The 26,991-nt window shown below is 60.1% G+C and carries 35 protein-coding genes; 16 read left to right on the top strand and 19 right to left on the bottom strand.

The features are described from left to right. Positions 1-68 precede the first annotated feature (68 nt). From V3W39_RS01755 to V3W39_RS01745, 3 genes are read right to left on the bottom strand one after another with little or no spacing between them, the layout of a single operon-like run. Positions 69-1,016, bottom strand: coding sequence for a dihydrodipicolinate synthase family protein (locus V3W39_RS01755; protein ID WP_330212100.1), 948 nt, complete (start codon positions 1,014-1,016; stop codon positions 69-71). Positions 1,017-1,054: 38 nt separating this feature from the next. Beyond that, positions 1,055-1,981, bottom strand: coding sequence for a 4-hydroxyproline epimerase (locus tag V3W39_RS01750; protein WP_330212099.1), 927 nt, complete (start codon positions 1,979-1,981; stop codon positions 1,055-1,057). A 30-nt stretch (positions 1,982-2,011) separates the two neighbouring features. Continuing rightward, complete coding sequence (locus V3W39_RS01745) at positions 2,012-3,628, bottom strand: APC family permease (RefSeq protein WP_177043932.1); 1,617 nt, start codon at positions 3,626-3,628, stop codon at positions 2,012-2,014. A gap of 211 nt (positions 3,629-3,839) precedes the next feature. On the opposite strand from V3W39_RS01745, the gene V3W39_RS01740 reads away from it, so the two are divergent. From V3W39_RS01740 to V3W39_RS01730, 3 genes are all read left to right on the top strand, one after another. Next, positions 3,840-4,613, top strand: coding sequence for a helix-turn-helix transcriptional regulator (locus V3W39_RS01740; protein ID WP_330212098.1), 774 nt, complete (start codon positions 3,840-3,842; stop codon positions 4,611-4,613). 101 nt (positions 4,614-4,714) lie between these two features. Next, positions 4,715-5,344 carry a flagellar biosynthesis protein gene (locus tag V3W39_RS01735; RefSeq protein ID WP_259197326.1) on the top strand — a complete coding sequence of 210 codons (630 nt, stop codon included), beginning with the start codon at positions 4,715-4,717 and terminating at the stop codon, positions 5,342-5,344. Between the two features lie 55 nt (positions 5,345-5,399). Next, on the top strand, positions 5,400-5,876 hold the full coding sequence (locus tag V3W39_RS01730) for a hypothetical protein (RefSeq protein WP_177121305.1): 477 nt from the start codon (positions 5,400-5,402) through the stop codon (positions 5,874-5,876). A 23-nt stretch (positions 5,877-5,899) separates the two neighbouring features. Here the strand turns inward: V3W39_RS01730 and V3W39_RS01725 are convergent, their stop codons facing one another. Then, complete coding sequence (locus V3W39_RS01725) at positions 5,900-6,820, bottom strand: SGNH/GDSL hydrolase family protein (RefSeq protein WP_330212097.1); 921 nt, start codon at positions 6,818-6,820, stop codon at positions 5,900-5,902. A gap of 165 nt (positions 6,821-6,985) precedes the next feature. Here V3W39_RS01725 and V3W39_RS01720 point away from each other — a divergent pair, with 165 nt between their 5' ends. Beyond that, positions 6,986-7,411 (top strand): GNAT family N-acetyltransferase, encoded by a 426-nt coding sequence (locus tag V3W39_RS01720; RefSeq protein WP_177079049.1) that lies wholly within the window; start codon positions 6,986-6,988, stop codon positions 7,409-7,411. A 3-nt stretch (positions 7,412-7,414) separates the two neighbouring features. On the opposite strand, the gene V3W39_RS01715 is transcribed toward V3W39_RS01720, so the two are convergent. The 7 genes from V3W39_RS01715 to V3W39_RS01685 all read right to left on the bottom strand — a co-directional run bounded on the left by V3W39_RS01715 (position 7,415) and on the right by V3W39_RS01685 (position 12,292). Continuing rightward, on the bottom strand, positions 7,415-7,918 hold the full coding sequence (locus V3W39_RS01715) for an SPOR domain-containing protein (protein WP_177078976.1): 504 nt from the start codon (positions 7,916-7,918) through the stop codon (positions 7,415-7,417). 100 nt (positions 7,919-8,018) lie between these two features. After that, positions 8,019-8,564, bottom strand: coding sequence for a hypothetical protein (locus tag V3W39_RS01710; protein WP_330212096.1), 546 nt, complete (start codon positions 8,562-8,564; stop codon positions 8,019-8,021). Between the two features lie 93 nt (positions 8,565-8,657). After that, positions 8,658-10,058 (bottom strand): heavy metal sensor histidine kinase, encoded by a 1,401-nt coding sequence (locus tag V3W39_RS01705; protein ID WP_330212095.1) that lies wholly within the window; start codon positions 10,056-10,058, stop codon positions 8,658-8,660. Then, the gene (locus V3W39_RS01700) at positions 10,055-10,726 is read right to left on the bottom strand and encodes a heavy metal response regulator transcription factor (RefSeq protein ID WP_010175671.1); all 672 of its coding nucleotides are present in this window, start codon (positions 10,724-10,726) and stop codon (positions 10,055-10,057) included. The genes V3W39_RS01705 and V3W39_RS01700 overlap by 4 nt, the downstream gene beginning before the upstream one ends. 50 nt (positions 10,727-10,776) lie before the next feature. Further along, complete coding sequence (locus V3W39_RS01695) at positions 10,777-11,028, bottom strand: DUF2790 domain-containing protein (protein ID WP_330212094.1); 252 nt, start codon at positions 11,026-11,028, stop codon at positions 10,777-10,779. A gap of 111 nt (positions 11,029-11,139) precedes the next feature. Then, positions 11,140-11,910 (bottom strand): alpha/beta fold hydrolase, encoded by a 771-nt coding sequence (locus V3W39_RS01690; RefSeq protein ID WP_177078975.1) that lies wholly within the window; start codon positions 11,908-11,910, stop codon positions 11,140-11,142. Between the two features lie 169 nt (positions 11,911-12,079). Continuing rightward, the gene (locus tag V3W39_RS01685; protein ID WP_177043918.1) at positions 12,080-12,292 is read right to left on the bottom strand and encodes a phage infection protein; all 213 of its coding nucleotides are present in this window, start codon (positions 12,290-12,292) and stop codon (positions 12,080-12,082) included. 251 nt (positions 12,293-12,543) lie between these two features. Between V3W39_RS01685 and V3W39_RS01680 the strand changes: the two genes are divergently transcribed. Then, a complete protein-coding gene (locus V3W39_RS01680; protein WP_177043917.1) occupies positions 12,544-13,218 on the top strand; it encodes an HAD family hydrolase in 675 nt (224 codons plus the stop codon). 17 nt (positions 13,219-13,235) lie between these two features. Here the strand turns inward: V3W39_RS01680 and V3W39_RS01675 are convergent, their stop codons facing one another. Further along, positions 13,236-13,550, bottom strand: coding sequence for a hypothetical protein (locus V3W39_RS01675; RefSeq protein WP_177115343.1), 315 nt, complete (start codon positions 13,548-13,550; stop codon positions 13,236-13,238). A 115-nt stretch (positions 13,551-13,665) separates the two neighbouring features. Further along, positions 13,666-13,884, bottom strand: a complete 219-nt coding sequence (locus V3W39_RS01670; RefSeq protein ID WP_371321481.1) for a hypothetical protein — start codon at positions 13,882-13,884, stop codon at positions 13,666-13,668. 212 nt (positions 13,885-14,096) lie between these two features. On the opposite strand from V3W39_RS01670, the gene V3W39_RS01665 reads away from it, so the two are divergent. Beyond that, positions 14,097-14,555, top strand: coding sequence for a DUF2214 family protein (locus V3W39_RS01665; RefSeq protein ID WP_177115342.1), 459 nt, complete (start codon positions 14,097-14,099; stop codon positions 14,553-14,555). A 120-nt stretch (positions 14,556-14,675) separates the two neighbouring features. On the opposite strand, the gene csrA is transcribed toward V3W39_RS01665, so the two are convergent. Next, positions 14,676-14,870, bottom strand: a complete 195-nt coding sequence (gene csrA, locus V3W39_RS01660) for a carbon storage regulator CsrA (protein WP_003192511.1) — start codon at positions 14,868-14,870, stop codon at positions 14,676-14,678. Between the two features lie 247 nt (positions 14,871-15,117). On the opposite strand from csrA, the gene V3W39_RS01655 reads away from it, so the two are divergent. Further along, complete coding sequence (locus tag V3W39_RS01655) at positions 15,118-15,510, top strand: SPOR domain-containing protein (protein WP_256390381.1); 393 nt, start codon at positions 15,118-15,120, stop codon at positions 15,508-15,510. 42 nt (positions 15,511-15,552) lie between these two features. Here the strand turns inward: V3W39_RS01655 and V3W39_RS01650 are convergent, their stop codons facing one another. The 3 genes from V3W39_RS01650 to V3W39_RS01640 form a co-directional block, all read right to left on the bottom strand. Next, entirely contained in the window at positions 15,553-16,242 is a 690-nt protein-coding gene (locus V3W39_RS01650; protein ID WP_177043913.1) for an endonuclease, read from the bottom strand. Between the two features lie 4 nt (positions 16,243-16,246). Further along, the gene (locus V3W39_RS01645; protein WP_010175649.1) at positions 16,247-16,498 is read right to left on the bottom strand and encodes a DUF1654 domain-containing protein; all 252 of its coding nucleotides are present in this window, start codon (positions 16,496-16,498) and stop codon (positions 16,247-16,249) included. A 229-nt stretch (positions 16,499-16,727) separates the two neighbouring features. Beyond that, positions 16,728-17,816 carry an asparaginase gene (locus V3W39_RS01640; protein WP_010175648.1) on the bottom strand — a complete coding sequence of 363 codons (1,089 nt, stop codon included), beginning with the start codon at positions 17,814-17,816 and terminating at the stop codon, positions 16,728-16,730. Between the two features lie 567 nt (positions 17,817-18,383). Between V3W39_RS01640 and V3W39_RS01635 the strand changes: the two genes are divergently transcribed. From V3W39_RS01635 to V3W39_RS01605, 7 genes are read left to right on the top strand one after another with little or no spacing between them, the layout of a single operon-like run. Next, on the top strand, positions 18,384-19,343 hold the full coding sequence (locus tag V3W39_RS01635) for a sugar ABC transporter substrate-binding protein (RefSeq protein ID WP_177043911.1): 960 nt from the start codon (positions 18,384-18,386) through the stop codon (positions 19,341-19,343). Positions 19,344-19,401: 58 nt separating this feature from the next. Further along, positions 19,402-20,955: a sugar ABC transporter ATP-binding protein gene (locus V3W39_RS01630; protein WP_330212093.1), complete on the top strand. Its 1,554-nt coding sequence runs from the start codon at positions 19,402-19,404 to the stop codon at positions 20,953-20,955. Then, positions 20,952-21,929 carry an ABC transporter permease gene (locus V3W39_RS01625; RefSeq protein WP_330212092.1) on the top strand — a complete coding sequence of 326 codons (978 nt, stop codon included), beginning with the start codon at positions 20,952-20,954 and terminating at the stop codon, positions 21,927-21,929. Before V3W39_RS01630 ends, V3W39_RS01625 begins: the two co-directional genes overlap by 4 nt. A gap of 3 nt (positions 21,930-21,932) precedes the next feature. Next, positions 21,933-22,955, top strand: coding sequence for a LacI family DNA-binding transcriptional regulator (locus tag V3W39_RS01620; protein ID WP_003219958.1), 1,023 nt, complete (start codon positions 21,933-21,935; stop codon positions 22,953-22,955). Positions 22,956-22,978: 23 nt separating this feature from the next. Next, positions 22,979-23,896 carry a ribokinase gene (gene rbsK, locus V3W39_RS01615; RefSeq protein ID WP_177115340.1) on the top strand — a complete coding sequence of 306 codons (918 nt, stop codon included), beginning with the start codon at positions 22,979-22,981 and terminating at the stop codon, positions 23,894-23,896. Beyond that, positions 23,893-24,297, top strand: coding sequence for a D-ribose pyranase (rbsD, locus tag V3W39_RS01610; RefSeq protein WP_330212091.1), 405 nt, complete (start codon positions 23,893-23,895; stop codon positions 24,295-24,297). The genes rbsK and rbsD overlap by 4 nt, the downstream gene beginning before the upstream one ends. Positions 24,298-24,323: 26 nt before the next feature. Further along, positions 24,324-25,352, top strand: a complete 1,029-nt coding sequence (locus V3W39_RS01605; RefSeq protein WP_010175635.1) for a nucleoside hydrolase — start codon at positions 24,324-24,326, stop codon at positions 25,350-25,352. Positions 25,353-25,385: 33 nt separating this feature from the next. On the opposite strand, the gene V3W39_RS01600 is transcribed toward V3W39_RS01605, so the two are convergent. Further along, the gene (locus tag V3W39_RS01600; protein ID WP_003219951.1) at positions 25,386-25,598 is read right to left on the bottom strand and encodes a hypothetical protein; all 213 of its coding nucleotides are present in this window, start codon (positions 25,596-25,598) and stop codon (positions 25,386-25,388) included. A gap of 145 nt (positions 25,599-25,743) precedes the next feature. Here V3W39_RS01600 and V3W39_RS01595 point away from each other — a divergent pair, with 145 nt between their 5' ends. Beyond that, entirely contained in the window at positions 25,744-26,049 is a 306-nt protein-coding gene (locus V3W39_RS01595) for a hypothetical protein (protein WP_330212090.1), read from the top strand. 146 nt (positions 26,050-26,195) lie between these two features. Continuing rightward, on the top strand, positions 26,196-26,516 hold the full coding sequence (locus tag V3W39_RS01590) for an I78 family peptidase inhibitor (RefSeq protein ID WP_177043906.1): 321 nt from the start codon (positions 26,196-26,198) through the stop codon (positions 26,514-26,516). 73 nt (positions 26,517-26,589) lie between these two features. Here the strand turns inward: V3W39_RS01590 and V3W39_RS01585 are convergent, their stop codons facing one another. Further along, positions 26,590-26,802 carry a cold-shock protein gene (locus V3W39_RS01585; RefSeq protein ID WP_003179963.1) on the bottom strand — a complete coding sequence of 71 codons (213 nt, stop codon included), beginning with the start codon at positions 26,800-26,802 and terminating at the stop codon, positions 26,590-26,592. Between the last annotated feature and the right edge of the window lie 189 nt (positions 26,803-26,991).

The following is a 26,991-nucleotide window of genomic DNA, read 5'->3' as shown; positions in this document are numbered from 1 at the left end:
GTGATCCCATCGCAGCCTCGCCGGGGCTCGACAGCTCCCACAATTGATCTTTGCTGCCTTGAATAGTGTTAAGCGACGTTCTGCTCAGCCGACCAGTTGGCGTACCACTGGCGGTACAGCGCGTACTGGTTCTCGGCATAACGGCGCTGGGCGTCGCTCAGGGCATCGGTTTCGTTGAAGTGCAGGGTGTATTCCTTGTCGCCGTTGAGCACCATCAGGTGCTTGTAAAACAGCACCAGGTCGCAACCTTCGTCGAAGGACGACAGCACTGCCAGCGCCGCCTCCAGCTCCCGCGCCTGGCGGCGTGCGGTGGCATCACCCTTGGCGGCTTTCTTGCTCAGGGCCACCAATTGCAGCACTTCCCGTGGCAGCGCGTTGCCGATGCCGGTGATCGCGCCGGTGGCGTTGCAGTTGACGAAGCCGTGGACCACCTGGGTGTCCACGCCCACCATCAAGGTCACGTCATCGTCCTTGGACGTGATGTGTTCTGCCGCGTAACGCAGGTCGGCAGCGCCGCCGAATTCCTTGAAACCGATCAGGTTCGGGTACTCGCGACGCAGTTCGAAGAACAGGTCGGCGCGGGTGGCGAAGCCGTAGTAAGGACTGTTGTAGATCACCGCCGGCAGGTTCGGCGCTGCCTTGAGGATGGCCGCAAAGTGATCCTTTTGTGCCGTCGCCGACGCGCCACGGGACAGCACCCGCGGGATGACCATCAAGCCGTGGGCACCGACCTTGGCTGCATGCGCCGCGTGGGCGACCGCTTCACGGCTGTTGACTGCGCCGGTGCCGACGATGGTCGGTACGCCAGCGGCCACCAGGCGTGCCACGCCTTCCTGGCGTTCGGCTTCCGTGAGCAACGGCCAGTCGCCCATGGAACCGCAGTACACCACCGCGCTCATGCCGATATCAATCAGTTCGCGACCCTTGGCGACCAGTGCGTCGAAGTCCGGTTTACGGTCGGCGGTGCACGGGGTCATCAGCGCGGGGATGCAGCCGGTGAAGATGTTGGTGTTCATGGTTTCAGCTCCAGTTTGATTGAAGGGGCGGGGGCGGTTCAGATGCCCCACGCGAAGGGATCCTGTTCGTCGATCAGCAAGGTGCTGTCGGCGGTCATGTAGGCGCGGCCGGTGATGGAAGGGCGCACACGTTCGCCTTCCCATTCATAGCTGCCTTCGAATTGGCTGCCGGTGATGCTCGCCTGCACCCAGGGTTCACCGGCGGCGAGTTTGCCGTCGGCCGCCAGGCACGCCAGCTTGGCGCTGGTACCGGTGCCGCAGGGCGAGCGGTCGTAGGCTTTGCCCGGGCACATGACGAAGTTGCGGCTGTCGGCCTGAGCGTCGTCGGCGAACAGTTCGATATGGTCGATCAGGGCGCCGTCTTCGCCGTGGATGCCCTGGTGTTCAAGGGCCTTGAGCATCGCCCAGGTGTAATCGGTCAGGGCTTCGACGTTGTCCATTTGCAGCACTTGGCCGTGCTCGGAAACCAGGAAGAACCAGTTACCGCCCCAGGCGATGTCGCCGTACACCCGGCCGTACCCGGGCACATCTACCGGCACCTTTTGGCGATAGCGATAGGCGGGCACATTGCGCAGGGTCACCGCGCCGTCTGCGTGCAACGTGGCGCTGACCGGGCCCACCGGCGTGTCGATCTTGTGCACACCCGGCGCGATCTGCCCCAGGTGATGCAACGAGGCGACCAGGCCGATGGTGCCGTGGCCGCACATGCCGAGGTAGCCGGCGTTGTTGAAGAAAATCACGCCGCAGGTGGCATCGGCCGAGACCGGTGCGCAATACAGCGCGCCCACCAGTACATCGTTGCCACGGGGTTCCAGCAGGCACGCCCTGCGCCATTGGTCATGTTGGGTGCGCAGGTCGTCGAGCTTGTCGACCATGGTTTCGCCGGCAAGCGTGGGAAAACCGCTCATCACCAAGCGCGTGGGTTCGCCGCCGGTATGAGAGTCAATGATGTGGACTCGTTTCATATCACTATCCATTCAGGGGTGGGCTGAGGCTCAGGAAGCAAGCTGCACTCGGCCGATGTCGGGCTCAGGCGCTTCGCTTTCGTCGTCTTCGGTTTCCAGGCGAACCAGATGGGCCGGCACGCCGGTGGCTGCGCCCCAGTAATAAATACCCAGCGCGCAAACGGCGACGACCACGGTGTCGAAGGGATGGCTGAGGATGCCCAGGCCACCGAAGCTGCCGAGTTTCGACAGGAGGATGGTCACGGCGTAGAAGCCGATCAGCCAGGCGGAGGAACGCACCTGGCGGCCCAGGCTCAGGTGCAGGGTCGGCACAAAACGCCCGCACAGCAGGTACACCACGAACATCAGGATTTGCAGGCCGAGCAGCCACGACACGGTGCTCCAGCCGGACCAGTAGACGATCAGCGCGGCGATGATGAACGACAGCGGGCCGAGCACCGCCATCCACTTGACCCGGAACGGGCGCGGCAGGTCTGGCGCGTTGCGGCGCAGCGCGGCAACAGAAACCGGTGCTACGGCGTAGCTCAACACCAGCGCGGCGGACACCACGTTGATCAGCGCTTCCCACGACGGGAAGGGCAGGGTCCAGAACACCGACAGGCCAAAGGTCAGCCACAGCGCAGGGCGCGGGATGCCGGACTTTTCATCGATGCGCGTGAAGACCTTGAAGAAGGTCCCGGTTTGCGCCCAACCGTAGATCACCCGTGGCGTGGCGTTCATGTAGATGTTGCCGCAACCGCTGGGGGAGATCACCGCATCGGCCACCACCAGGTAGGCCAGCCAGCCCACACCCAGGGCGAGGGCGATATCGCGATACGGCAGGGCCAGTTCCTTGGCCACGCCGGCCCAGCCGTTGGCGAGCATTTCGGTGGGGATGCCGCCGAGGAAGGCGGTCTGCAACAGCACGTAGATCGCCGTGGAGAGCAGTACCGACAGGATCAACGCAATCGGAATGGTGCGTTGTGGGTTTTTCACTTCGCTGGCCACCGAGATGATCGGCGTCAGGCCCAGGTAAGCGAAAATCACACCCCCGGCGGACACGGCCATTTCGATGCCCGACAGGCCGAACGGTGCAAAGCCCTGGGAATGGAAATTCTCCGGTTTGAAGAAGGTGAACAGCACGCCGATCACCAGCAGCGGCACGATGAACTTGAACACGCTGACCAGGTTATTGGCCATGGCGAAGGTCTTTACGCTGCGGTAGTTGAGAGCGAAAAACAGCGAGAGCAGCGCAAACTGCACGAACCAGCCAAGCACGGTGGGGTTGCTGGAACCGGCCTGTGTCAGTTCGGGAAACCAGGCCGCAGCGTATTGGCGTGAGGCGACCACTTCAATCGCCACCAGGCTCGAAAACGCGATCAGCGTGATAAAGCCCATCAGGTAGCCCAGCAGCGGGCCATGGGAGTAAACCGGGTAGCGCACCACGCCACCGGCACGGGGCAATGCCGCCCCCAGTTCGCAGTACACAATACCCAGCAGCAGCACGGCAAAACCGCCCAGCAACCAGGAAAAAATCCCCGCCGGCCCGGCGATGGCGGAGACGTGACTGGCCGCGAACAGCCAGCCCGAACCGAAGATCGCTCCCAGTCCGATAAAGGTGAGGTCGATCAATGAAAGCTGTTTCTTGAACTTGCCTTGGGCTGACATGGCGGCGCCTTCTTGTGGGTTATTGGATAGGCATGCAGTGGCCATACAGTGAACCCATCAACGGCGCCGCGATTGATGTTTTGCGCAGGCTGCGATGACGAAATCAGCACAGTTTCGGGTACTCGACATGGCCGCCACCATGCGGCAATCTGCTCGCCAGGCACCGCCCGCCGGGCGCTTGGCCTGTCCGCAAAATGCAGGAGAGAGCGTCATGATGCAGAGCGCGTTCGCAACCCTTTGCCAAGGGAGCGAGACCCACCGCCCGCAAACCATTGAAGAATTACTGGCCGGCGTGGGGCTGTTGTTGCCGATGCTGGACGTGATTCCCAATGCCGCGATCTTTATCAAGGACGTGCAGGCGCGCTACGTATTGGCCAACCGCACCCTGGTGCAGCGGTGCGGGTTGAAGCACCTGCAACCGTTGCTGGGAAAAACCAGCGCCGAGGTATTTCCGGCGCAGTTGGGCCCCGGCTACACCGAGCAGGATCGGCGGGTTCTGGAGCAGGGATTTGTCCTGGAGGATCAGCTGGAATTGCACCTGTACGGCACCCGCGAGCCGGGTTGGTGCCTGACGCACAAATGGCCGCTGTATAACCGCGACGGTGCAATCATCGGCCTGGCGGGCATCTCGGTCGACCTGCAGACCGCCAGTGAAACCCACCCGGCCTATCAACGCCTGGCGGCGGTGGACGAGCACATTCGGACGCATTTCAATCGCCGCGTTACCCTGGGTGAATTGACGCGGATCGCCGGGATTTCAGTGGCGCAACTGGAGCGCTACTGCAAACGCGTGTTCCACCTGACGCCGCGCCAGATGATCCAGAAGGTGCGCCTGGAACATGCGCACCGGCTGCTGCATACCGAGATGCCGATCACCGACGTGGCGTTGCAGTGTGGGTATACGGATCACAGTGCGTTTACCCGGCAGTTCAAGGCGTTGACCGGGTTTACGCCGAGGCAGTATCGGCAGGCAACCGGCAGTTAATGTCATGTAGAGGTTGATGTCGAATTGCTATCATTCAGATACAATCACCCGCGGCCGATCCCGGCCAAGCCAATGATGGCGATATGGAATAGGTGATTCAGATGAGCGTTCGGATAGCGTTGGGGATGGTGGCACTGATGGTATTGGCGGGCTGCGCTACCAGCCGTTCGGAAGTCGATGTGAACGTTGCACCGCTGAGCGCTGCTCACGTCGCTGCAGCCAGCAACGGTAAAAAGGTGTTGATCAGTGCTGTGGACGAGCGTGTGTTCCAGATTGATCCTCCCGAAGCCGATATCCCCTCCTTGAAAAACGACGAAGTGACGGACAAAACCATCACCGAGCGCGCTATCGCCCGCAAGCGCAACACCTACGGGAAAGGGCTGGGTGACGTTTTGTTGCCGTCCGGTCGTACGGTGTCGCAACTGGTCAGTGAGTCTGTAGCCCTGGCCTACAAGCAGGCGGGTTATGAAGTGGTGACTGAAGCCAACGCAACGGGTGCAGAGCCGGTGAAGGTGCACATCGTCGAGTTTTGGTCTTGGTTTACCCCGGGTTTCTTCTCGGTGGACGTGAACAACAAGTCTCATCTGCGCATCGAAACTTCGGCCCCCAACACCCTGGAAGTGATCACCCGCAAGAAGGAAAGTATGCAGGCGGTGACTGAAAGCGACTGGAAGAAAATCACCGAAGCCGGTCTTCAGGAAGTCTCCCAGGAAACCTTCAAGAAACTCTGATGGGCAACGACTGGCCCTGTCTTGATGACAGGGCTTTTTTCATGGAGATCTGCCTTTGAAAAAACTGGCCCTGGCGCTGTTCTGCAGCCTGACCACAGGTTGTGTCGGTTTTTACCAGCAACCCGCCCCCACTGCTCCCCACGCCACACTTGAAGCCATCCAGGGAACCAACACCCTGCTCAACGGTGGCGTGCAAATGTATTGGGCCTACTACGACCCGGGCTGCAATGACACGGCAGAGACCGGCGTGCTGGGTACTCGCAAAGGCGAGGCCAGCGAGCGGTTTTTACTGATCCCCGATCGACGCGTCTACGTGAATGTCATGAGCAGCGGTGGAGCCAACAAGGAAGGCGCAAATTATTTTCGCAGTTGCGCCAACGTCGCCAGTTTTATCCCTGCCGTTGGCGCGACTTATCAAATCATCCAGGCGGTACCCGTGAGTGGCTGCGTGGTGGAGATCACCGACAAAAGCACCAGACTCTCGCCTGATTCCTTCAGGAGGGAAGCTGTCACGGGTGGGTGCTCGCCTTGATTCAATAGGGCTGTGGGAGCTGTTCAAATACCCTGGCCAGCTTTCAGCATTTCAAGCATCGCCTGCGCTGCCAGCGCATGCACCTTGCGCGTCGGGTGCCATTCATCCCAGTAGTAATGTGCATCCGGGTTTTCGCATACCGGCTTCACGACTGGATAGGTGTGTTGGCACGGCGTATCGAGGTCACTCAACCCCGCAACCTCGGGTGCTGCGCGCAACTTGTCGCTGAACTCCACGTGGTCGAAGTAGCTGATGCTGACCTGATGGGTTTTGGCCAATGTGCTGAGCACCACCGGCAACTTTTGTTCGAGCGCCTGCTGGTAGCTTTTCGCGTTCTCGACTTGATTGCCCTGCACCACGGCCGGCACATGACTCAAATCCGTGGTGCCCACCACCATCACATGTTTGGCGCCTGCGGCAATCAGTGTCTCGGTGGCTTTCTGAATATTCGCTACGCTGTTCTGGCTGAGCACGGCAACCGACTCGGGGTGTGAGAAGTCGGCCCATTCAAAAAAGTCGTTGGCCGAGATGAAAATGAAATACAGCGCGTTCGGGTCCGCCTTGTGTGCCTTGGCGGATTTCAGGTAGTCGGCGATCTGGCCGGAAACGCCGGTGTCGCGCGCCGGTTCCATCCAGGCGTAGTAGTTGCCGTTGCCACTCTTGGCGCCGCCGACGGCGTAGTCGGTCAAGGGGGTCTTCAAGGCGTGAGCCAGGTTCTCGACGGCAGTCGGGCCGTTGCTCCAGCGGCCTTTCCAATACAGCGAGCCGGGTAGTTCCTGCGCATCCTTGACCTTCTGCGTGGCCAGGGTTTTGGTGAAGCGTTCACCCGCACCGTTGTCGGAGTAGCTGTCGCCGAATGCATACAGGTGATCGTAGCGCGGGGCGGCACAGGCGGTGGAGGCGGTCAGTACCAATAGAGCGGCCAGGCAAGCGCGTAAAGTCATTGGAAATCTCCCGGGTGGTCATCCCAGAGTACCGGCCACGCGGTATTTGTCCTGGGGCGGTTGCGACCTGTGTGTAGCTGAGGGCGCAAGGACTGTTCTGTATGCGACAGGGGGTTATCGCTGCTAATGTCCGCCGGATTGGGCATTCACATCAGGAAGATTGAGATGGCATCAGCGATAGAGTTGTCTTTCGACGTTACGGAACAAGAGCGCCAGGCCATCCTCCAGCCGCTGAGGGCGTACAACATCAGCCAGTGTGGCGAGAACCCGTTTGAAACCTTCGGGCTTTTGCTGCGCGATCCTGTCAGCCAGGACGTGGTGGGCGGCCTCTACGGGAAAATCTCTTATGGCTGGATGTTCATTGAACTCTTGAGCGTGCCTGAATCGATGCGCACCCAAGGCACCGGTTCAAAGCTGATGCAGGCGGCTGAGGACCTGGCGCGGGAGAAAAAGTGCGCGGGGATCTGGCTGGATACCTTCAGCTTCCAGGCTCCCGGCTTTTATCGAAAACTGGGCTTCAGCGAGTTCGGGCATATCGCCGACTACCCGCCAGGGCACAAACGCCATTTTTTCCAGAAGCACCTGGCCTGAGGGCTAGCGACTCACGGACCGCCAAGTCACCAGTCCGTCCAAACCCTGATCGGACTTCAAATACCTGAGCACATTCTGGGCCTGGGCCTTTTCTTCAAACGGGCCGACAAAGGCGTGGGGAGGTTCATCGAGAACGGTGGGCACATCGAGTTCCTGCAATTGCGCCACCAGCAGGCCAAACCCTTCATCGCTATCGGCGGTAATGCGCACGACCCAGCCGCTGCGATCTTTCAGGGCGATGGGCTCCACCTCGGCTCCACAGTGTTTGCACTGCGCGGCGGCGGCCTTGATGGGGCTGGAACAGGCGGGGCAAGGGCGCAGGTCTTCATGCACCAGGGCGTCAACACCGGTCTTGGGAATGCGTGGCAGCAGCAGGAGGACAATCAGCGGGACCACGGGCACGAACACGGCTATCGCAAACCATCTTGGCCCTGATCGGCCGCGCTGACTGGCCACGTAGGCGGTCACAATGGCGAGTGCCAGCAAAAGGGGAGGGTAGATGCTCATTTATTCGTCCTTGTCTTTATTTAGCGAGCGCAATGCCGACGCCGGGCATAGCCCAACGTCGGCACTCGCAGCGCTGGCAACATGGATACCCGCCAGGGGATTACTGCGTCTTGGCGTTCTTGATATCCGCGATTACTTGCTTGGCAATCGCCTGGACTTGCTTCTGGGTCATGGCCGACGCAATGCCTTCCCACGCCGAAGACTCGGTTTCATAGGTGCGCGCGCCCAGCGGTGCGCCGGACTTCAAGTCGGAAAAGTCGGCTTTCGAGAACACCCAGGCGTTGCCCACCAGCGCACCGGCAGCGTAGCGGGTGCCCGCGGTCAGGTAGCGGAACTTGCTGACGTTGATGGTGATGCCCACGCCGTCGGCACTGCCGGTGTTGATGGTTGGCGTTTCCTTGAGGCTATAGCCGGCCTGTTGCGCTTCGGTTTGCAGGGCCGCGCCCCATTGTTGCTTGAGCAGTGGCCAGTCCTGGTTTTGCTCGACGGTGGTATTGCCTTTAAAGCTCACCACCAGGTTTTGTTTGGCCGATTCCGGAATGGCCAGGGCGTCTGTACCGCCGCTTTTTACCTTGGCGGCACAACCACCCAGCATCGAAAGGGCGACAGCGAACGACAGGGCAAACAGGGCCTTGGAGGTTTTCATTGATTTCCGTATCCACAGAGATTGAGAGAGGGGAAGCCACCGTATCCGATGGGGGCGCTACGATGCTTGAAGACCCTGCTCCATGGCAAGCAGCTATGCCTCCCGCCCGGGAAAAAACAACGCGAAGCACGTCACGCCGTCTTCACTGCTCACGCTGTACCGGCCGTTATGCAATAGCATGATGGTCGCGACAATCGACAGCCCCAACCCGTTGGAATGGGCCGAACGTTCCCGGGATTCATCCACGCGATAAAACCGCTCGAACAACCTCGGCAAGTGCTCCGCCGCAATGGTCGCGCCGTGGTTGGTCACGCTCAGGCTGATACCCTCGGCGCAGGGCGTGGCGCGGATCAGCAGTTCGGTACCTGGCGCACCATATTTGATGGCATTGGCACACAGGTTGGCCAGGGCACGGCGCAGCAGCATGGGTTCGGCCCAGATCACCCCGTGCCCTTGGGCGAGAATGCTGATGTCGACGTCGCCCGCCAGCCCTTCGAAGTAGTCGGCCATGCGTTCCACTTCGTCGGCCGCGTCCAGTTCCTGGCGTTGGCGCAGGGCGCTGGCCGGGTCGGTACGGGCCAGGAACAGCATGTTGTCGAGCATGCGCGCCAGGCGTTCGAGCTCTTCGACGTTGGAGGCAAGCAGTTGCTGGTAGGCCTCGACGCTGCGGTGTTGCTGCAACGCCACTTGGGTTTCTCCGAGCAAATTATTGATCGGTGTGCGCAGTTCGTGGGCCATGTCGGTGGAGACCTGGCCCAATTGCACGAAGCCCTTGGCCAGGCGTTCGAGCATGGTGTTGAACGAATCAATCATCGGCAGCAGTTCTTTCGGTGCGCCGTGGCTGTCGAGGCGCGCAGCGAGGTTACCCACGCCGATGCCTTGGGCATGCACCGCCAGGCGCCGCAATGGCAGCAGGCCGCGATGCACCATCAGGTAGCCGACCACCGCCAGCACCAACGCGGCGATGCTGGCAAGGATGTAGACACTCAGCCGATAGCTGGCGAGCACGGCGGTGCGCTCGGTCATCAGCCGCCCGGTGGTGACTTGCAGGCTGCCCAGGTCGCCCGAATCGATGGTGGCAGCCAGGGTAGAGAAGGGCACGCCATTGATGCCGGGCAAGTGCTGCACGTCGGCGAATTCCAGGGTGTGGTCCTTGGGCACCGGGGTCACGTCGGGCATGTCGATGTTACCGGGGTTCACCTCCAGCAATGGCTTCTGCCCGGGCGCGGCGATGCTCAGCACCGACTCGCGGTTGCCCAGCATGTTCTGGAACAGCTCCGGCTTGGTCTTGATCAGGTCCAGGGTGTTGCTGTCGTTCAGCAGGTTGCGCAGTTGGTCGACGCGGTAGATCAGTGCGGCGTCGTCACGGTGGATCAGTTCGCGCTCAAGCTCGCGGTACAGTGCTACGCCGAGAGTGGCCAGCAGGGCGAAGGCCAGCAAGGCAAAGATCAGTGCCAGGCGCAGGGTCAGGGAGTAATGCCGAGGCTGGCTCATGGTTGGGTATCGAAGCGGTAGCCGATGCCGCGCACGCTGTGGATCAGCTTGAGCTGGAACGGGTCGTCGATTTTCAGGCGCAGGCGGCGCACGGCCACGTCGACCACGTTGGTGTCGCTGTCGAAATTCATGTCCCATACCCGCGAGGCGATCAGCGAGCGCGACAGGACCTGGTCCTGGTGGGTGGCAAACAAGTGCAACAAGGCGAACTCCTTGTTGGTCAGGGTGATGCGCACGCCGCCGCGGGTGACGCGGCGCTTGAGCACGTCGATCTGCAGGTCGGCGATCTGCAGTTGTTCTTCTTCACGGCTCGGCCCGCGCCGGGTCAGGGTGCGCAGACGCGCCACCAGTTCGGCGAAGGAAAACGGCTTGATCAGGTAATCATCGGCGCCCAGCTCCAGGCCCTTGATGCGGTCGGCGATGTCATCCCGGGCGGTGAGGAACAGCACCGGCGTATCGGCTTCCTTGCGCAGGCGACGCAGCACTTCCCAGCCGTCCATCTTCGGCATCATTACGTCCAGCACGATCACGTCGAACGGGGTTTCCAGGGCCAGGTGCAAACCGTCCACACCATCGCGGGCGAGGCTCACGGAGTAACCCAGTTCCTGCAGGCCGTTAAGCAGGTAGTTGCCCGCCTTGGGCTCGTCTTCGACTACGAGGATATTCATGGGATTGCCCTGGTGATGTGCCGGTTGTGCGTGGCGCAAGTGTAGCCCGATCAATTGTCATTGGGGCAGCCGATGCCCTGTACCTGGTAGTCCAGCACGTGTTCGCGGCCCTGGCTGTCCAGGTAGTCGAGGCGGGCGGGGACGATGCCGCACTGGCCGTAGGTGTCGGTGCTCGACAGTACTTTCGCCACGTCCATGTGTATGAAGAAGCCAGGTTTGTCGTGGATCACCGAGGTCGTGGTATCGGCAAAGGCCGAGCCGGTGGCGAGGAGGGCGGCAAAACCGAGGATAAAAGTTTTCATGGCGGTATCTCTCTTTAAGGGTTGGCTGCCGGTCTGCGGCAGTGAGTTCACAGTAACCAGGGGACACAAACAGCCAACCAACAGGATGATGACAAGATCGTAATGAAGGGATTAAGGCTGGCGGCCGGACGCTTCGAGGATCAGGTCGGTGATTTCCTTGGCGTGGGAAACCAGCGACAAGTGACTCGACGGCAGCTCGATGGTGGTGGCGTTCATGCGCTTGGCGAGGAAGCGTTCCAGGTCCGGGTTGATGGTCTGGTCGTTGCTGGACACCGCATACCAGGACGGCTTGGTATGCCACGCGGCGTTGACGGTGCGGCCGCTGAACAGAGTCTTGGCGATGGGTTGCTGGACTGCGTACAACTCCATGGCTTTGGCGCGAGGCACGTCGGCGGCGAAGTACTTGAGGAAGGCATCCTGGTTCAGGGTCAGGTAGCCGTCGTGCTCCACCACGCCTGCACGTACGGGCGTGGACGGATACTTGGCCGACAGGGCGACGAAGTCTTCGTTGGCATCCGGGGCGCGGGCGGCGACGTACACCAGCGAGCTGACCTTCGGGTTGGCCCCGGCGTCGCTGACCACGGTACCAGCGTAGGAATGGCCCACCAGCACGGTAGGACCGTCCTGTTGATCGAGTACGCGGTTGGTGGCGGCGACGTCATCTGCCACCGAGGTCAGCGGGTTTTGTACGGCGGTCACATGCAGGCCGGCGGCTTGCAGGCGGGTGATCACTTCGGACCAGCTGGAGCCGTCAGCCCAGGAGCCGTGTACCAGTACCACGTTGTTGGCTTTCACCGGGGCAATCGGGCCGGCTACGGCGGCGCCGGTGCCCAGCATCAACAGGCTGGCGGCGATCAGGCAGAGTTTGCTTGCAGGTTTCATGGGGCGGGCTCGCTTCTTTATCAGTGGGAAGTTGGGTCACCCGCTGTGGGTGACCGACGACTTCACTGTATGAAGTGAGGGTGCTGGCAACACTGACAGCTTAATGACAAGTTTGTAATGCAATGGGCAGCCTGGAGGCTGCCCGGGTTCAGCGTGGTGTGATGCCGCATCACACCGTACGGGCTGCCTGCACGCGCTCGGCGCCACCTTCTGCCAGGCCGCGCTCATGCAGGCGGTCCGCACCACCCTCGGCAACCAGGTGCGAAGCTTCGCCTTTGACTACCGCGGCGTGGGTGTGGGCCGACGCCACGGATGACAGCCCGAGGCCTGCGACGACCGCCAGGCCGAATACCAGGGAGGAAGCTTTCGAGAAATTGAACATGGTGATGCTCCTGCGAGTGAGGCAGCCGGATTGGCTGGTGGTCGTAGTTGATCCTCGCGGTGTATCCGCCATGTGTGCCCGGGCGTGGCCAAATGCAGGTCCGCGTATCCAGGCAGGGTTTCCATACAGTCCGATACAAAACCGTCGCCCGGAATAAGGTTTACAGCGTTTGGGCCGATCCGTAGATTGCATCAGGCAAGTGGTTCGTCAGCACCCAAGACCGGGTGACGAAAGCAAGAGGAAGCCGAGCAGTGTCCACCCGCGATTCAGCTGTATTCGCCAATCGTTACCGTGCCTTTCTGTTCGATATGGACGGTACGCTCCTGAACTCCATTGCCGCCGCCGAGCGCGTCTGGGCCACCTGGGCTGAACGCCATGGGCTGGATGTCGCGGCGTTCCTGAAGACCATCCATGGCGCCCGGGCCATCGATACCATCACCCGTCAGGCGTTGCCCGGTGTTGATGCGCAGGCAGAGGCGCAATGGATCACCGAGGCTGAACTCGAGGATGTGGAAGGGGTAGTGGCGATTGCCGGCGCGGTGGAATTTCTCAACGCGTTGCCTGGCGATCAATGGGCGCTGGTCACGTCTGCGCCCAGGGCTCTGGCCCTGCGCCGTATGCAAGCGGCCGGGATCAATCCGCCGGCGGTCCTGGTCACGGCGGAGGACGTGGCCAGCGGCAAGCCGGATCCGGCCTGTTATGTGCTCGGTGCGCAACGGCTGGGAGTGGCGGTACAGGACTGCCTGGTGTTTGAAGATGCCAGCGTCGGGATTCGCGCCGGTGAGGCGGCGGGGGCTGATGTGATGGTGGTGACGTCGACGCACCTTGTGCCGATGGTCACCGAGCACCCGTCGATTGCCGGGTACGAGCATTTGCAGGTTCAGCGCGATGATGCCGGGCTGCTGCACTTACAGCGCCTGACATGAAAAGAAGGCCGATCGGGTTACCCGGATCGGCCTTCTTTGTAAGCAGACGGTTCAGCAGCGGAGTCGTTGTCGGCCAGCGTCTGGAGGCGGTTGCTCTTGAGCCCCTGACGAGACAACACCATTTCCTTGAGGATTTCGCTGGCGAGCCTGGCAATCGCCTCCGGCCCTCGATGGTGCGCCCGGACGATACCGGTCACCGCAAAGTGATCAGCTTCCGGGCCGCTGAGGACCGCCGAAAGCGTGCCGTCGGCATGCAGGGTGCAGACGATTTTGTAGCTCGGCAGGCGCGCTGCCAGTGCTGCTTCGATTTCAGTTTTGCTCAGAGTGTCCATCTGCGCTGCAACCTTTCACTGACCGTGCACGCCCTAGCATAGGTTGTGGCGCGCGGCTGTAAATACCGGCGATCTGATAGCGATTAAACGGGGTTTCACGGGGCCCTGCCTTGGATCAGGAGGACGCTTTCCGGCGCTCGCGGCGAGGAGCACGCCGGCACAGTTTTCGATGAATGGCGGCCTGGATCGGCTTGAGACAGAAGAAAAACAAATAGGCGCTCAGGAACAGCGTCAGGTCCAGCCAGGAGTAGGCCTTGTCGGAGGTGCCCTCCATTTTGTACCGCAGACCATATTCCAGCCCAAAAAAGACCACGCCTATCAGCACGGCGATCATCCAGGACTTGGATAAGTGGGGTTGTTTACCAGGTCGCCTCATCAACGTGCTCCTTGGCGCGCTGCAGACTGTAAAAGATTTGTCACGAGATTCGGCTCTGTAACATTCAACAAGTTCCCTTTGTTTGCAGGTTGTTTCATGCGTGTAACGCAGCCAGCGGCTATTACTGAACAGGGTTCCTGCCATGTGTCAGACAGAAGGGAGTACGCCTTATGTTCATCCAGTGGTTTCTTGCAGCCGTCCATTTACTGGCATTCGCCATGGCTTTATCAGCCGTGCTTGCGCGGGGCAAGGCCCTGCGCGGTGTTTCTGATAGTGCCCCATCCACCGTACGCAGCGTGTTGATCGCGGACAACATCTGGGGGATCAGTGCTCTGGTGCTCCTGATAACCGGTGGCCTGCGGGCCTTTGGCAGTTACGAAAAAGGCAGTGAGTATTACCTGCACCAGCCGTTGTTTCACGTGAAGATGACGCTGTTTGCATTAATTTTGTTACTTGAGCTCGCGCCGATGATCCGCTTTATCAAATGGCGTATCGGCTTGGTTCGGGGCACGCGTCTGGATCTGCACCAGGCAGGTCTTTTTGCACGCATCAGCCACCTGCAGGCGCTGCTGGTTGTGCTGATGATGATCGCGGCAACGGGTATGGCGCGCGGCGTCGGCCTTGGCTGAAGGCGGCCCGGGGTTGGAGCGAGGGAAATAGGGCGCGCTGGCCGCGTAAAGCCGCGAGCAGGCTAAAGAGGTTTTCGCCAGCCGTTACAGTGAACGAAAGGGCTGGCTACTGGAGGCGCTTCAAGGTGTCTGGTTTTTATCCGGAGCCGTCAGGCCCGCCTGGATACGTTGGTAGATCTCCTCGCGATGCACGGCAACGTCCTTTGGAGCATTGATGCCGATTCTTACTTGCTGGCCGCTAACGCCCAGAATGGTGATGGTAATGTCATCACCGATATTTATGCTTTCACCGACTTTGCGGGTGAGTATCAGCATGGACTTCTCCTTGATTGCTTTGAAAGGCACATGTTCAGACAGGGCAGATGTCGGATGTGTGTAGCTTACTGCGAAGCGCTTCCCTGTGGCTGCCTCTTTTAGGACGCATAGAGGCGGCATTAATTCCCATGGCGCCATCATACAGGTCTGCGATACATCATTCGCATTGTTTAAGCCAACGTTTATGACGGCCAGAATAGACAGTGAATGATAAAGTCGCCTCTTTGATCCTCTAAGGAGCAGGGTAGTGCGTAAAGTAGCGATGGCAATTGCGGTGTTGGCATTGGCCGGTTGCGGTGAAGGTAAAAGCGTCGATGCGCCCAAGGCCAGGCCTGCCGTTGCCGAGGCGCCCGCCCAGGCCCAACCTGCGGTCGGTGCGATCGCCTCTCAAGAGTGGGATGTATGGGTGGGGCCGCCGGATCACAAGCTCCAGGCGATGACTGACCTGACCGCGTGGTTGCTCGAACACGGTTTCAGTTTCTATCTGGTGAAGGAAGACGGTAAGGACCAGGTATTGATGGGGCCGTTCAGCACCAAGGCCGAGGCTGAAGCGAAGCAGGCGCAGTTGACCCAGAAACTGGTCACGGCGAAGAAGAATGACACCGTGTCCGAGGTCATCGAACACAAGGTTGCACAGTAAGCTACCGGCCTGCGGGAGACGCCAGCGCTCCCGCGTTTTTATTCAGCCGCAGGCTTTCAGGTTCACCGGGCCGACGAATTCATTGCCGCGCCCCATCACACACGCCACGGTTTGATTGCGCTGGCGTTCCCAGGGTTGTACCGGATAAGTCTTGTTCCAGGCCTCGTAGAGCTGCCGATCCTGCTTCGACAGGCGCAAGCCATACTGCTTGCTCATATAGAAGTAAGTACGGGCGATCATTCCGCGAATGGATGGGCGAGGCATGACCTTCTTGGCCTTGAAGTCCACCTGCGTCAGGCACGACCCGTATTGCCCGCTTTGCACCGGCAGCCAACCAAAACTGAAGTTGTTACGGTCGCCATTCACCTCGCCGATGCTCGGCACCAGATTGTGCAGGTCCGCCTCGGCACGCTTGTATACCGCATCCTTGCGGGTGCAGTTCTTGCGCCCGCCGTCCTGCCAGCACTGGCGCTGATGGCCGATTTGCCAGGCGGGAACAATGTGCTCCCACTCGATACGTGCCGCCCGGTTGGCGTTCTTGCGCGGGACATAGCCGCAGGCTTTCAGGTCCACCCGGTTACCGTTGTATTTGCAGCCGCAATAAAACTCCGTGGATTGCGGCTGGTAAAGCTTCCAGGCGATTTTCTTGGCTTCGCTGAAGGTCTTGGGGGCTTGCGCGTGAGCGGTGACAGCAAAAAACACAAACAGCACACTGATAAAACGGACACTCATTGACTCAATCTTCCTTCGGCACAACCCAGAAAATCTGCACGCCACCGTCATCGCGATAGGCGAGGGTGACGTTGTCGTTTTCTGCAATCTCCTCCAGTAGTCGCGCCCACTCGTCTTCCGGTTCCTCCGGCAAACGGAAAATCAACGCCGCCTTGTTTTTTTGGGCATTGGTGGAATTGATGATTTTCTGCACGCGAACGGCCAGGCGTTGGTAGGCGTCGGGAGCTGTGGGTGCTGCGGAAGAGGGCTTTGCCACGGAGTATTCCTTGTTAGGCTGTACGTGCATACAGTATTTAACTGTGGGCAATTTCGCAACTGCTTAAAATTCAAGAAGTTCTTCTGACAATGTTTTTGCCGATTTGGTGTAGGAGGGCTTTGTTTTTCAAGGATTTTTTGCGCGAGGGGTAAAGCGGGGGAAGTTGGACCCGCTCGCGGTGCGCCACGAGCGGGATGGCCCAACCGTTACCGGCCAGGCCTGAGGGCGATCAATATTCCCAGAACATCCGTTGCAGTTCCTTGCTGTCCTGAGTCTTGGTCAGGGCGACCATCGCCAGGATGCGGGCTTTCTGCGGGTTCAGGTCGTGGGCAACCACCCAGTCGTATTTGTCGTCAGGCTGTTCGGCGTTACGCAGAACGAAACCGCCGGCATTCACGTGGGAAGAGCGAATGATCTGCACGCCTTGCTTGCGTAGTTCCTGCAGGGCAGGCACCACCTTGGAAGACACCGAACCATTGCCGGTACCGGCGTGGATGATGGCTTTTGCACCGGCCTGGGCCAGGGCTTTGTAGGCAGTGTCGCTTACGTTGCCGTAGGAGTAGGCAATTTCGACATCCGGCAGACTTTTGATGGTCTTGATGTCGAATTCCGAGTTCATGGTGTGGCGCTTGGCTGGCAGGCGGAACCAGTAGGATTTGCCTTCAACTACCATGCCCAGCGGGCCCCATGGGCTCTTGAACGCTTCAGTCTTGATGTTGATCATCTTGCTGACATCGCGACCCGACTGGATCTCGTCGTTCATGGTCACCAGTACGCCTTTGCCGCGGGCGTCTTTGCTGCCGGCTACAGCAACGGCGTTGTACAGGTTGAGCATGCCGTCAGCCGACATGGCAGTGCCCGGGCGCATCGAGCCGACCACCACGATTGGCTTGTCGGTCTTTTCCACCAGGTTCAGGAAGTAGGCGGTCTCCTCCAGGGTGTCGGTACCGTGGGTGATCACGATGCCGTCGACGTCCTTGCTGTCTGCCAGTTCGGCGACGCGGCGACCCAGTTGCAGCAGGTTTTCGTTGGTGATGCTTTCGGAGGCAATTTGCAACACTTGCTCGCCGCGTACATTGGCGATCTGGCTAAGCTCAGGAACACCGGCAATCAATTGTTCGATGCCGACTTTGGCGGCCTGGTACGTCGCACTGTTGGCTGCGCTGGCGCCAGCGCCGGCGATGGTGCCGCCAGTGGCGAGGATCACCACGTTGGACAGTTTTTGCTTGGTTTCAGCTTCTTTTGCCTGAGCGGCAACAGGGAACAACAGCAGGAGGGCTAACGCGCCCGGGACGAAAGTTTTCAACGCAGATTTCATTATTCTTCTCTCTAGTTTTGGATGAGTGCTGATGCAGGTTCATCTAGAAACACCCGGGCGGTTCTGAGCGCCGCGAGGTGCTGAGTAAGAGCAGGATTTGTACCAGCGGTATTTTGTTATTAAATAGAATTTAACTTATTGATTTATATCTATTTTTGTTCGTTTTTCAGCCGATGATTTTTGTTTCGTGTCCGGCTTTCCGAACAAACTGGCGGTGAGTGTTCGGTTGTCCGAAAAGGATGACGGAAAAGAGAGGGCGTTATACGTGGCAGGCACACCGCGACCTGTCGTTTCAGAGAACGAGCAAACGGCGCCGATGTTTAATGAGGGCAGCCAATGGCCGCGAGGGCAGGGCGTAGAGCGTATTCATCAAAAGGCTGTTTTCTCCCGTTGACAAATCTCGACAAGCTTCTCATAGTTTGATCTAACGCAAACGTTTGCGAGTTGTTTCACGGGGTGCCCCCCGAGTGTCGTGAAAACTCGTATCAGTCGCCCGGGTGGGATGGCTGCCGAAGCGTTCTTCGGTGCAAGCGTTGCTCACAATAATCATAAGATCGGAGTGAACCCATGAAGCTGCCATTTGCTGGACGTCTTCTTGCTGTCGCTGTGCTTGCTGCCGCATCCGCTGCCCTGCCTCTTTCCTCTGCATTTGCCGCCGAGACCGCCGCCAAACCCAAGGTCGGCCTGGTCATGAAATCCCTCGCCAACGAATTCTTCGTCACCATGCAAGACGGTGCCAAGGAATACCAGAAAGCCCACGCCGCCGATTTCGACATGATCACCAACGGGATCAAGAACGAAACCGATACCGCTGCGCAGATTGATATCGTCAATCAGATGATCCTGTCCAAAGTGGACGCCATCGTCATTGCTCCTGCTGATTCGAAAGCCTTGGTCACCGTGCTGAAAAAGGCCTCCGACAAAGGCATCAAGATCGTCAACATCGACAACCGTCTTGATGTGGACGTGCTGAAAAGCAAATCCCTGAATATTCCGTTCGTGGGGCCGGACAACCGCAAAGGCGCGCGCCTGGTGGGTGAAGAACTGGCCAAGCACCTCACCAAGGGTGACGAGGTTGGCATCATCGAAGGTGTGTCCACCACCACCAACGCCCAGCAGCGTACCGCTGGCTTCAAGGATGCGATGGATGCCGCCGGCATGAAGATCGTCTCCACCCAGTCCGGCGAATGGGAAATCGACAAGGGCAACGCGATTGCCGCTGCGATGCTCCAGGCAAACCCGAACATCAAGGCACTGTTGGCCGGTAACGACAACATGGCACTGGGCGCAGTCTCCGCCGTGCGCGGCGCCGGCAAGGCGGGCAAGGTATTCGTGGTTGGCTACGACAACATCGAAGCCATCAAGCCGATGCTGCAGGACGGCCGTGTCCTGGCCACCGCCGACCAGGCCGCTGCCCAGCAAGCCGTGTTCGGTATCCAGAACGCTCTGAAACTGGTCAAGGGTGAAAAAGTCGATGCCGTGGATGGCATGATCGAAACCCCGGTCGAACTCATCCTCAAGAAGTAATCCCCGGCAGCACAAAACAGCGTCCGCTCATCCCGAGCGGACGCCTGGAGACGTTCCTATGTCATCTTCCGCACCGAACGCTGTCCTCTCGGTCAGCGGTATCGGCAAGACCTATGCCCAACCGGTTCTATCCGACATCACCCTGACACTCAATCGTGGGGAAGTGTTGGCGCTTACCGGTGAAAATGGCGCGGGGAAAAGCACCCTGTCGAAGATCATCGGCGGGCTGGTCACTCCGACCGACGGCCAGATGCAATTCAATGGCCAGGCCTACACACCGGGCAGCCGCACCCAGGCTGAAGAGCAGGGCATCCGCATGGTCATGCAGGAGCTCAACCTGCTGCCGACCCTGACGGTTGCCGAAAACCTGTTCCTCGATAACCTGCCCAGCCACGGTGGCTGGATCAGCCGCAAGCAACTGCGCAAGGCCGCGATTGAAGCCATGGCCCAAGTTGGCCTGGACGCCATCGACCCCGACACCCTGGTCGGCAGCCTCGGCATCGGCCACCAGCAGATGGTCGAGATCGCCCGCAACCTGATCGGCGATTGCCACGTATTGATCCTCGACGAACCCACGGCGATGTTGACCGCCCGTGAAGTCGAGATGCTGTTTGAGCAAATCACCCGCCTGCAAGCCCGGGGCGTGGCGATTATCTATATTTCCCACCGGCTCGAAGAACTGGCCCGTGTCGCCCAGCGCATTGCGGTATTGCGTGACGGCAAACTGGTATGTGTCGAGCCGATGGCCAACTACAACAGTGAGCAACTGGTCACGCTGATGGTGGGCCGCGAACTGGGCGAGAAAATCGACCTGGGCCCGCGCACCATCGGCGCCCCGCTGTTGACGGTCAAAGGCCTGACGCGCTCGGACAAGGTCCGCGACGTGTCGTTTGAAGTGCGTGCCGGCGAAATCTACGGCATCTCCGGTCTCATCGGTGCCGGCCGTACAGAGTTGTTGCGCCTGATCTTCGGGGCCGACCTGGCCGACAGCGGCACCGTGGCCCTGGGTACACCCGCGCAAGTCGTCAGCATTCGCTCGCCCGCCGACGCGGTCGGTCATGGCATTGCCCTGATCACCGAGGACCGTAAAGGCGAAGGCCTGCTGCTGACTCAATCCATCGGCGCCAATATCGCCTTGGGCAACATGCCGAAAGTGTCCAGCGCCGGCCTGGTGAACAGTCGCGACGAAACCGCTTTGGCCAAGCGTCAGGTCGACGCCATGCGCATCCGCAGTTCCAGCCCTGCACAGTTGGTGTCCGAGCTGTCGGGCGGTAACCAGCAGAAAGTGGTGATTGGCCGCTGGCTGGAGCGCGATTGCGCGGTGATGCTGTTTGATGAGCCCACCCGGGGCATCGACGTCGGCGCCAAATTCGATATTTACGCTTTGCTCGGCGATCTGACCCGCCAGGGCAAGGCGCTGGTGGTGGTGTCCAGCGACCTGCGTGAGTTGATGCTGATCTGTGACCGTATCGGCGTGCTCTCCGCCGGGCGCTTGATCGAGACCTTCGAGCGCGACAGCTGGACCCAGGACGAATTGCTTGCCGCCGCTTTTGCCGGCTATCAGAAACGTGATGCGCTGCTCAACGACGCAGCGCCTAGGAATACCCCATGAAAACGACTTCTTCCGCCGCAAAACGTGGCGGCAATTTCTACGGTCTGGGCACTTACCTGGGCCTGGCCGGTGCCTTGCTGGCGATGATTGCGCTGTTCTCGTTCCTGAGCGACCACTTCCTGTCGTACGACACCTTCAGCACCCTGGCCAACCAGATTCCCGACCTGATGGTGTTGGCGGTCGGCATGACCTTCGTGCTGATCATCGGCGGCATCGACCTGTCGGTGGGTTCGGTGCTGGCCCTGGCCGCATCCGCCGTCAGCGTGGCGATTCTCGGCTGGGGCTGGAGTGTGTTGCCGGCCGCTGTGCTGGGCATGGGTTGCGCCGCGTTGGCTGGTACCATTACCGGTTCGATCACCGTGGCCTGGCGTATTCCGTCGTTCATCGTGTCACTCGGCGTGCTGGAAATGGCCCGCGGCGTGGCGTACCAGATGACCGGCTCGCGCACCGCCTATATCGGTGATTCGTTTGCCTGGCTGTCCAACCCGGTGGCTTTCGGGATTTCTCCGTCGTTCATCATCGCTCTGCTGGTGATCATCGCCGCGCAGCTGGTGCTGACGCGTACCGTGTTCGGTCGCTACCTGATCGGCATCGGTACCAACGAAGAGGCCGTGCGTCTGGCCGGGATCAATCCAAAGCCCTACAAGATTTTGGTGTTCAGCCTGATGGGCCTGCTGGCCGGCGTGGCGGCACTGTTCCAGATTTCCCGCCTGGAAGCGGCAGACCCCAACGCCGGTTCCGGCCTGGAGTTGCAAGTGATCGCTGCCGTGGTCATTGGCGGCACCAGCCTGATGGGCGGGCGTGGCTCGGTGATCAGCACGTTCTTCGGCGTGCTGATCATCTCGGTACTGGCGGCAGGGTTGGCGCAGATTGGTGCCACCGAACCGACCAAACGTATCATCACCGGTGCCGTGATCGTGATCGCGGTGGTGCTGGATACTTACCGTAGCCAGCGCGCCAGTCGGCGAGCCTGAGCCATGGCAACGATCAAGGATGTGGCTGCGCTGGCGGGGATTTCCTACACCACCGTGTCCCATGTGGTGAACAAGACGCGCCCGGTCAGCGAGCCGGTGCGGATCAAGGTCGAGGCGGCCATCAAGCAGCTCGACTACGTGCCCAGTGCGGTCGCGCGATCGCTGAAGGCCAAGACCACCGCGACCATCGGCCTGTTGGTGCCTAACAGCCTCAACCCGTATTTTGCGGAGCTGGCGCGGGGCATCGAGGATTACTGCGAGCGTAACGGCTATTGCGTGATCCTCTGCAACTCCGACGACAATGCCGAAAAACAGCGCAGCTACCTGCGGGTGCTGCTGGAAAAACGCATCGACGGGCTGATCGTGACCTCCGTTGGCGGTGACGACAGCGGCCTGGCGACGGGCCTGAAAGCGGTGCGCACGCCCATGGTCATCGTCGACCGGGCGCTGGACGGGATCGATGTCGACCTGGTGCGCATCGACCACGAACAGGGCGCTTACCTGGCGACCCGGCACTTGCTGGATCTGGGCCATCGCGACATTGCCTGCATTGGTGGCCCGAGCCATACCCGTGTGGCGCAGATGCGTATGGCGGGTTACTACCGCGCCCTGGCCGAGGCCGGGCTGGAAGTGCCTGCCGGACGCGTGTTGGAAAGTGATTTCACCAGCACCGGTGGTTACGCGGCTGCGGCGCAGCTGCTGGCGGATAATCCGCCCAGCGCGATTTTTGCCGGCAACGACATGATCGGCTTCGGCGTCTTGCGCGCGGCTGCCGAACGCAATATCCGCGTACCCGGCGAGCTGTCGGTGATCGGGTTCGATGATATTCAAATGAGCCAGTACGTGTACCCGGCGCTGACCACGGTAGGCCAGTCGATCCTGCAACTGGGAGAGATGGCGGCCGAGCTTTTGTTGCGACGAATTGCGACACCCCAATTGCCGATCGATCAACGCATCGTGACGCCGAGTATTGTCCTGCGCGAGTCGACGGCGCCGTTGGCCGGTGTGTTCGCCCAATACCGCTGAACCGAATTGATGAGTACTGATGTATGCCAGCAAAAGTAGTGGTAATAGGCAGCCTGAACATGGACCTGGTCACCCGGGCCAGCCGGCTGCCCCGCGCCGGTGAAACCCTGATCGGCCAATCGTTTTCCACCGTCCCGGGCGGCAAGGGCGCCAACCAGGCGGTAGCTTCGGCGCGCCTCGGGGCCCAGGTCGCGATGGTTGGCTGCGTGGGCTCCGATGCCTATGGCGCGCAGTTGCGCGACGCGTTGTTGGTGGAAGGTATCGACTGCCAGGCCGTCAGCACCGTCGACGGTTCCAGCGGTGTGGCGCTGATTGTGGTGGATGACAGCAGCCAGAACGCGATCGTTATCGTCGCCGGCAGCAACGGCGAGCTGACTCCTGCCAAATTGCAGACATTTGATAACGTGCTGCAAGCCGCCGACGTCATCGTCTGCCAGCTTGAAACACCGATGGACACCGTCGGCCATGCCCTCAAGCGCGGTCGCGCACTGGGCAAGACCGTGATCCTCAATCCGGCGCCGGCCAGCGGTCCGCTGCCTGAGGATTGGTACGCTGCCATCGACTACCTGATTCCCAATGAAAGCGAAGCCTCGGCCTTGAGTGGCGTGGTGGTCGACTCACTGGACAGCGCCAAGGTCGCCGCCACGCATTTGATCAAGGCCGGTGCCGGCAAAGTGATCATTACCCTCGGCTCCGAAGGCGCGTTGTTTGCCGACGGCCACGGCTTTGAGCACCTGGTGGCGCCCAAGGTCAAGGCGGTGGATACCACGGCTGCCGGTGACACGTTCGTTGGTGGTTTTGCGGCGGCGCTGGCCAACGGCAAGAGCGAGGCCGAGGCCATTCGTTTCGGCCAGGTGGCGGCGGCGTTGTCCGTGACCCGGGCCGGCGCACAACCCTCCATTCCTACATTGCATGACGTCCAAGGTTTTGTGCCCTCATGAAAAAGACTCCCTTGCTCAATATCGCGCTGTCGCGGCTGATCGCGTCCCTTGGCCATGGCGACATTCTGGTGATCGGTGATGCCGGCCTGCCTGTGCCGCCGGGCGTCGAGCTGATCGACCTGGCACTGACCAAAGGCATCCCGGATTTCGTCAGCACCCTGCGCATCGTGCTCAGCGAAATGCAGGTAGAAAGCCACGTGCTTGCCGAAGAAATCCTGCTCAAGCAACCGCCGGCCCTGGCTGATCTCAATACCCTGACCGAGCAGGTCGCCCTTGGCGAGCGCCGCCTGGTCAGCCACGAAGAGTTCAAGCAGCTCAGCCGCAAGGCGAGGGCGGTGGTGCGCACCGGCGAGTGCCAGCCTTACTGCAATATCGCGCTGGTCTCCGGCGTAACGTTCTAGAATTTCCCAACGACAAGGAGTGCGTCATGCAACGTGGTACCCAAACCCTGCGACACCTGTTCCGGAGTGTGCTGCTTTTGTCCGTGCTAACCGCTGCAAGCGCCCACGGGGCGGAAAAAATCGACCTGATCATCGATACCGACCCCGGTGCCGATGACGTGGTGGCCCTGCTGTTCGCCATGGCCTCGCCCGATGAGTTGAAGATTCGCGCGCTGACCACCGTTGCCGGCAATGTGCGTCTCGACAAGACCTCTCGCAATGCGCGCCTGGCCCGCGAGTGGGCAGGGCGCGAGGAAATCCCGGTCTACGCCGGTGCGCCTAAACCGATGCTGCGCACGCCGATCTATGCCGAAAACATCCACGGCAAGGAAGGTATCTCCGGTGTCACCGTGCATGAGCCGAAAAAAGGCCTGGCCGAGGGCAATGCCGTTGATTACCTGATCAAGACCCTCAGCACCGCCAAGCCTCACAGCATCACCATCGCCATGCTCGGCCCGCAAACCAACCTGGCGCTGGCATTGACCCAGGCACCGGAAATCACCCAAGGCATCAAGGAAGTGGTGGTGATGGGCGGCGCGCACTTCAACGGCGGCAATATCACGCCGGTGGCTGAGTTCAACCTGTTCGCGGACCCAATCGCGGCCGAGATCGTGCTCAAAAGTGGCGTCAAGCTGACGTATCTGCCGTTGGACGTGACCCACAAGGTGCTGACCAGCGACGCACGCCTGAAGCAGATTGCTGCGTTGAACAACAACGCGAGCAAGGTGGTGGGCGATATTCTTAATGAATATGTCAAAGGCGACATGGAGCACTACGGCATCCCGGGTGGCCCGGTGCATGACGCAACCGTCATTGCCTACCTGCTCAAGCCTTCGCTGTTCAGTGGCCGTGAGGTCAACGTGGTGGTGGACAGCCGTGAAGGCCCGACCTTCGGCCAGACCATCGTCGACTGGTACGACGGTCTGAAACAACCGAAGAACGCGTTCTGGGTTGAAAACGGCGATGCCCAGGGCTTCTTCGATCTGCTGACCGAACGTCTTGGTCGCCTGAAGTAAGCGGTCTACCGGTCGACGCTCGTCGGCCGGGTCTTATTCGCGCTCGGGGTCTGGTGCCCCCATGTGATCGGCCGGGTATTTCTCGAATACCTGGCCGATAAATGCCTGCGCGGCCTGTGTTCCCAGTTCCTTGACCAGCAGGTCGATTCCGATGATTGCCAACTCCTCCGGGCTGCCCGGGCTGTAGGAGCTTTGCCCGTGGGGCCACTTGGCTTTGATGTCGGCGTGGATCGTCACGATGGTCATGGGTGTCTCGCGAGGCTGAAAGGCGGTTGGTGCATTAACTGGCGCGTGGAGTTAACCATTTTGCGCAGCGTTTGACACTGCTACTTAGGCATGAGGGGAGGGCTGTGCGACACTGTCGGCCTGTTTAATTGCCAGGGCAAGCCGCGTGCAGATCGATTTGAACAACCCCGAGAGCCTCACGCTGGACGCTGTGAGGCAGTTGCTTGCCAGCGCCAGTGACAACGTTCACACCCAATTGCGCGTCACCAAGGCCGGCATTGCCTACATCTCTTCGGGCGTGGTGGGCGGTGTTGATATCGATGGCCTGTTGTTCCGCCTGGAGACTTGGGCGGCGGGTTCCGGTTATGTCGGCAGCGTCGCGGCCAGCGATGAAGTGTGGGTGATGCAGATTTTCAACGCCCTCAAGCAGAACTGGCCGAAGCCGCCGTTTGATTACATCGACATCTACTGAGTGCGTTCATATCTGGTGACGATTGATTCGCCAATCTGAAGCGTCGACTCAGGCAGACTGGCCCACGGCCATTTGTGACAATTCTGAAACCAAACGGCCAAACCATGGTCGCACGATCTCTGTCCATTTTTCTCAAAGGAGGCTTCATGCCTTGGAAGCTCGCATCACTCGGTACTTTGTTGGCTGCGCTTGTCTTGACGGGCTGCAGCACCTCGGGTACCTCTGAGCCAGCCAAAGACACTGCCGTGACCGATGCCGGTCATAGCCGCTGTGAGGCGAAGGCGGCCGAATTCGCAATCGGCCAGAAGGCTTCGCCACAACTGCTGGAACAGGCCCGTAGCCGCGCCGGTGCGCAGAACGCACGAATCCTCAAGCCAGACGACATGGTCACCCTGGAATACCGCTCCGACCGCCTGAACCTCAATACCGATGACAACCTGGTGATCAATCGGGTCAATTGCGGCTGATTGTTACAGCGCTTTTATCCAGGCCATAAAAAACCCCGTCACATGGACGGGGTTTTTTAGATCAGCGCAGAAATTACTCTGGGCGAACCTGTGCAGCTTGCATACCCTTTTGGCCTTTCTCAGCCACGAAGGAAACGGTTTGGCCTTCTTTCAGGCTTTTGAAACCGTCGCTTTCGATAGCTTTGAAGTGTACGAACAGGTCGTCACCGCCACCTTGAGGAGTGATGAAGCCGAAGCCTTTTTCATCGTTGAACCATTTAACGGTGCCGGTTTGGCGATTAGACATGGTGTATCTCCAAGAAACATATATTTTCAGTAGTGCTGTGCTGCTCAGGCCAACTGGGCACACCGAGCTATCATAGTCGAAATGTTCGGCTTGGGAGCCCCCCCAAGGCATTGTTTGCTAATCAATCGCGTTGTGTTTCATGCCTTGGTTGGCTGAAAGCCCCGATCTACGGGGCTTCTGCACGAAATA

Source organism: Pseudomonas sp. Z18(2022) (genome assembly GCF_036346535.1).
Lineage (GTDB): Bacteria > Pseudomonadota > Gammaproteobacteria > Pseudomonadales > Pseudomonadaceae > Aquipseudomonas > Aquipseudomonas yamanorum_A.
Note: the sequence above shows the minus strand (reverse complement) of the source record. Positions and strands in the feature narration are given on the sequence as shown.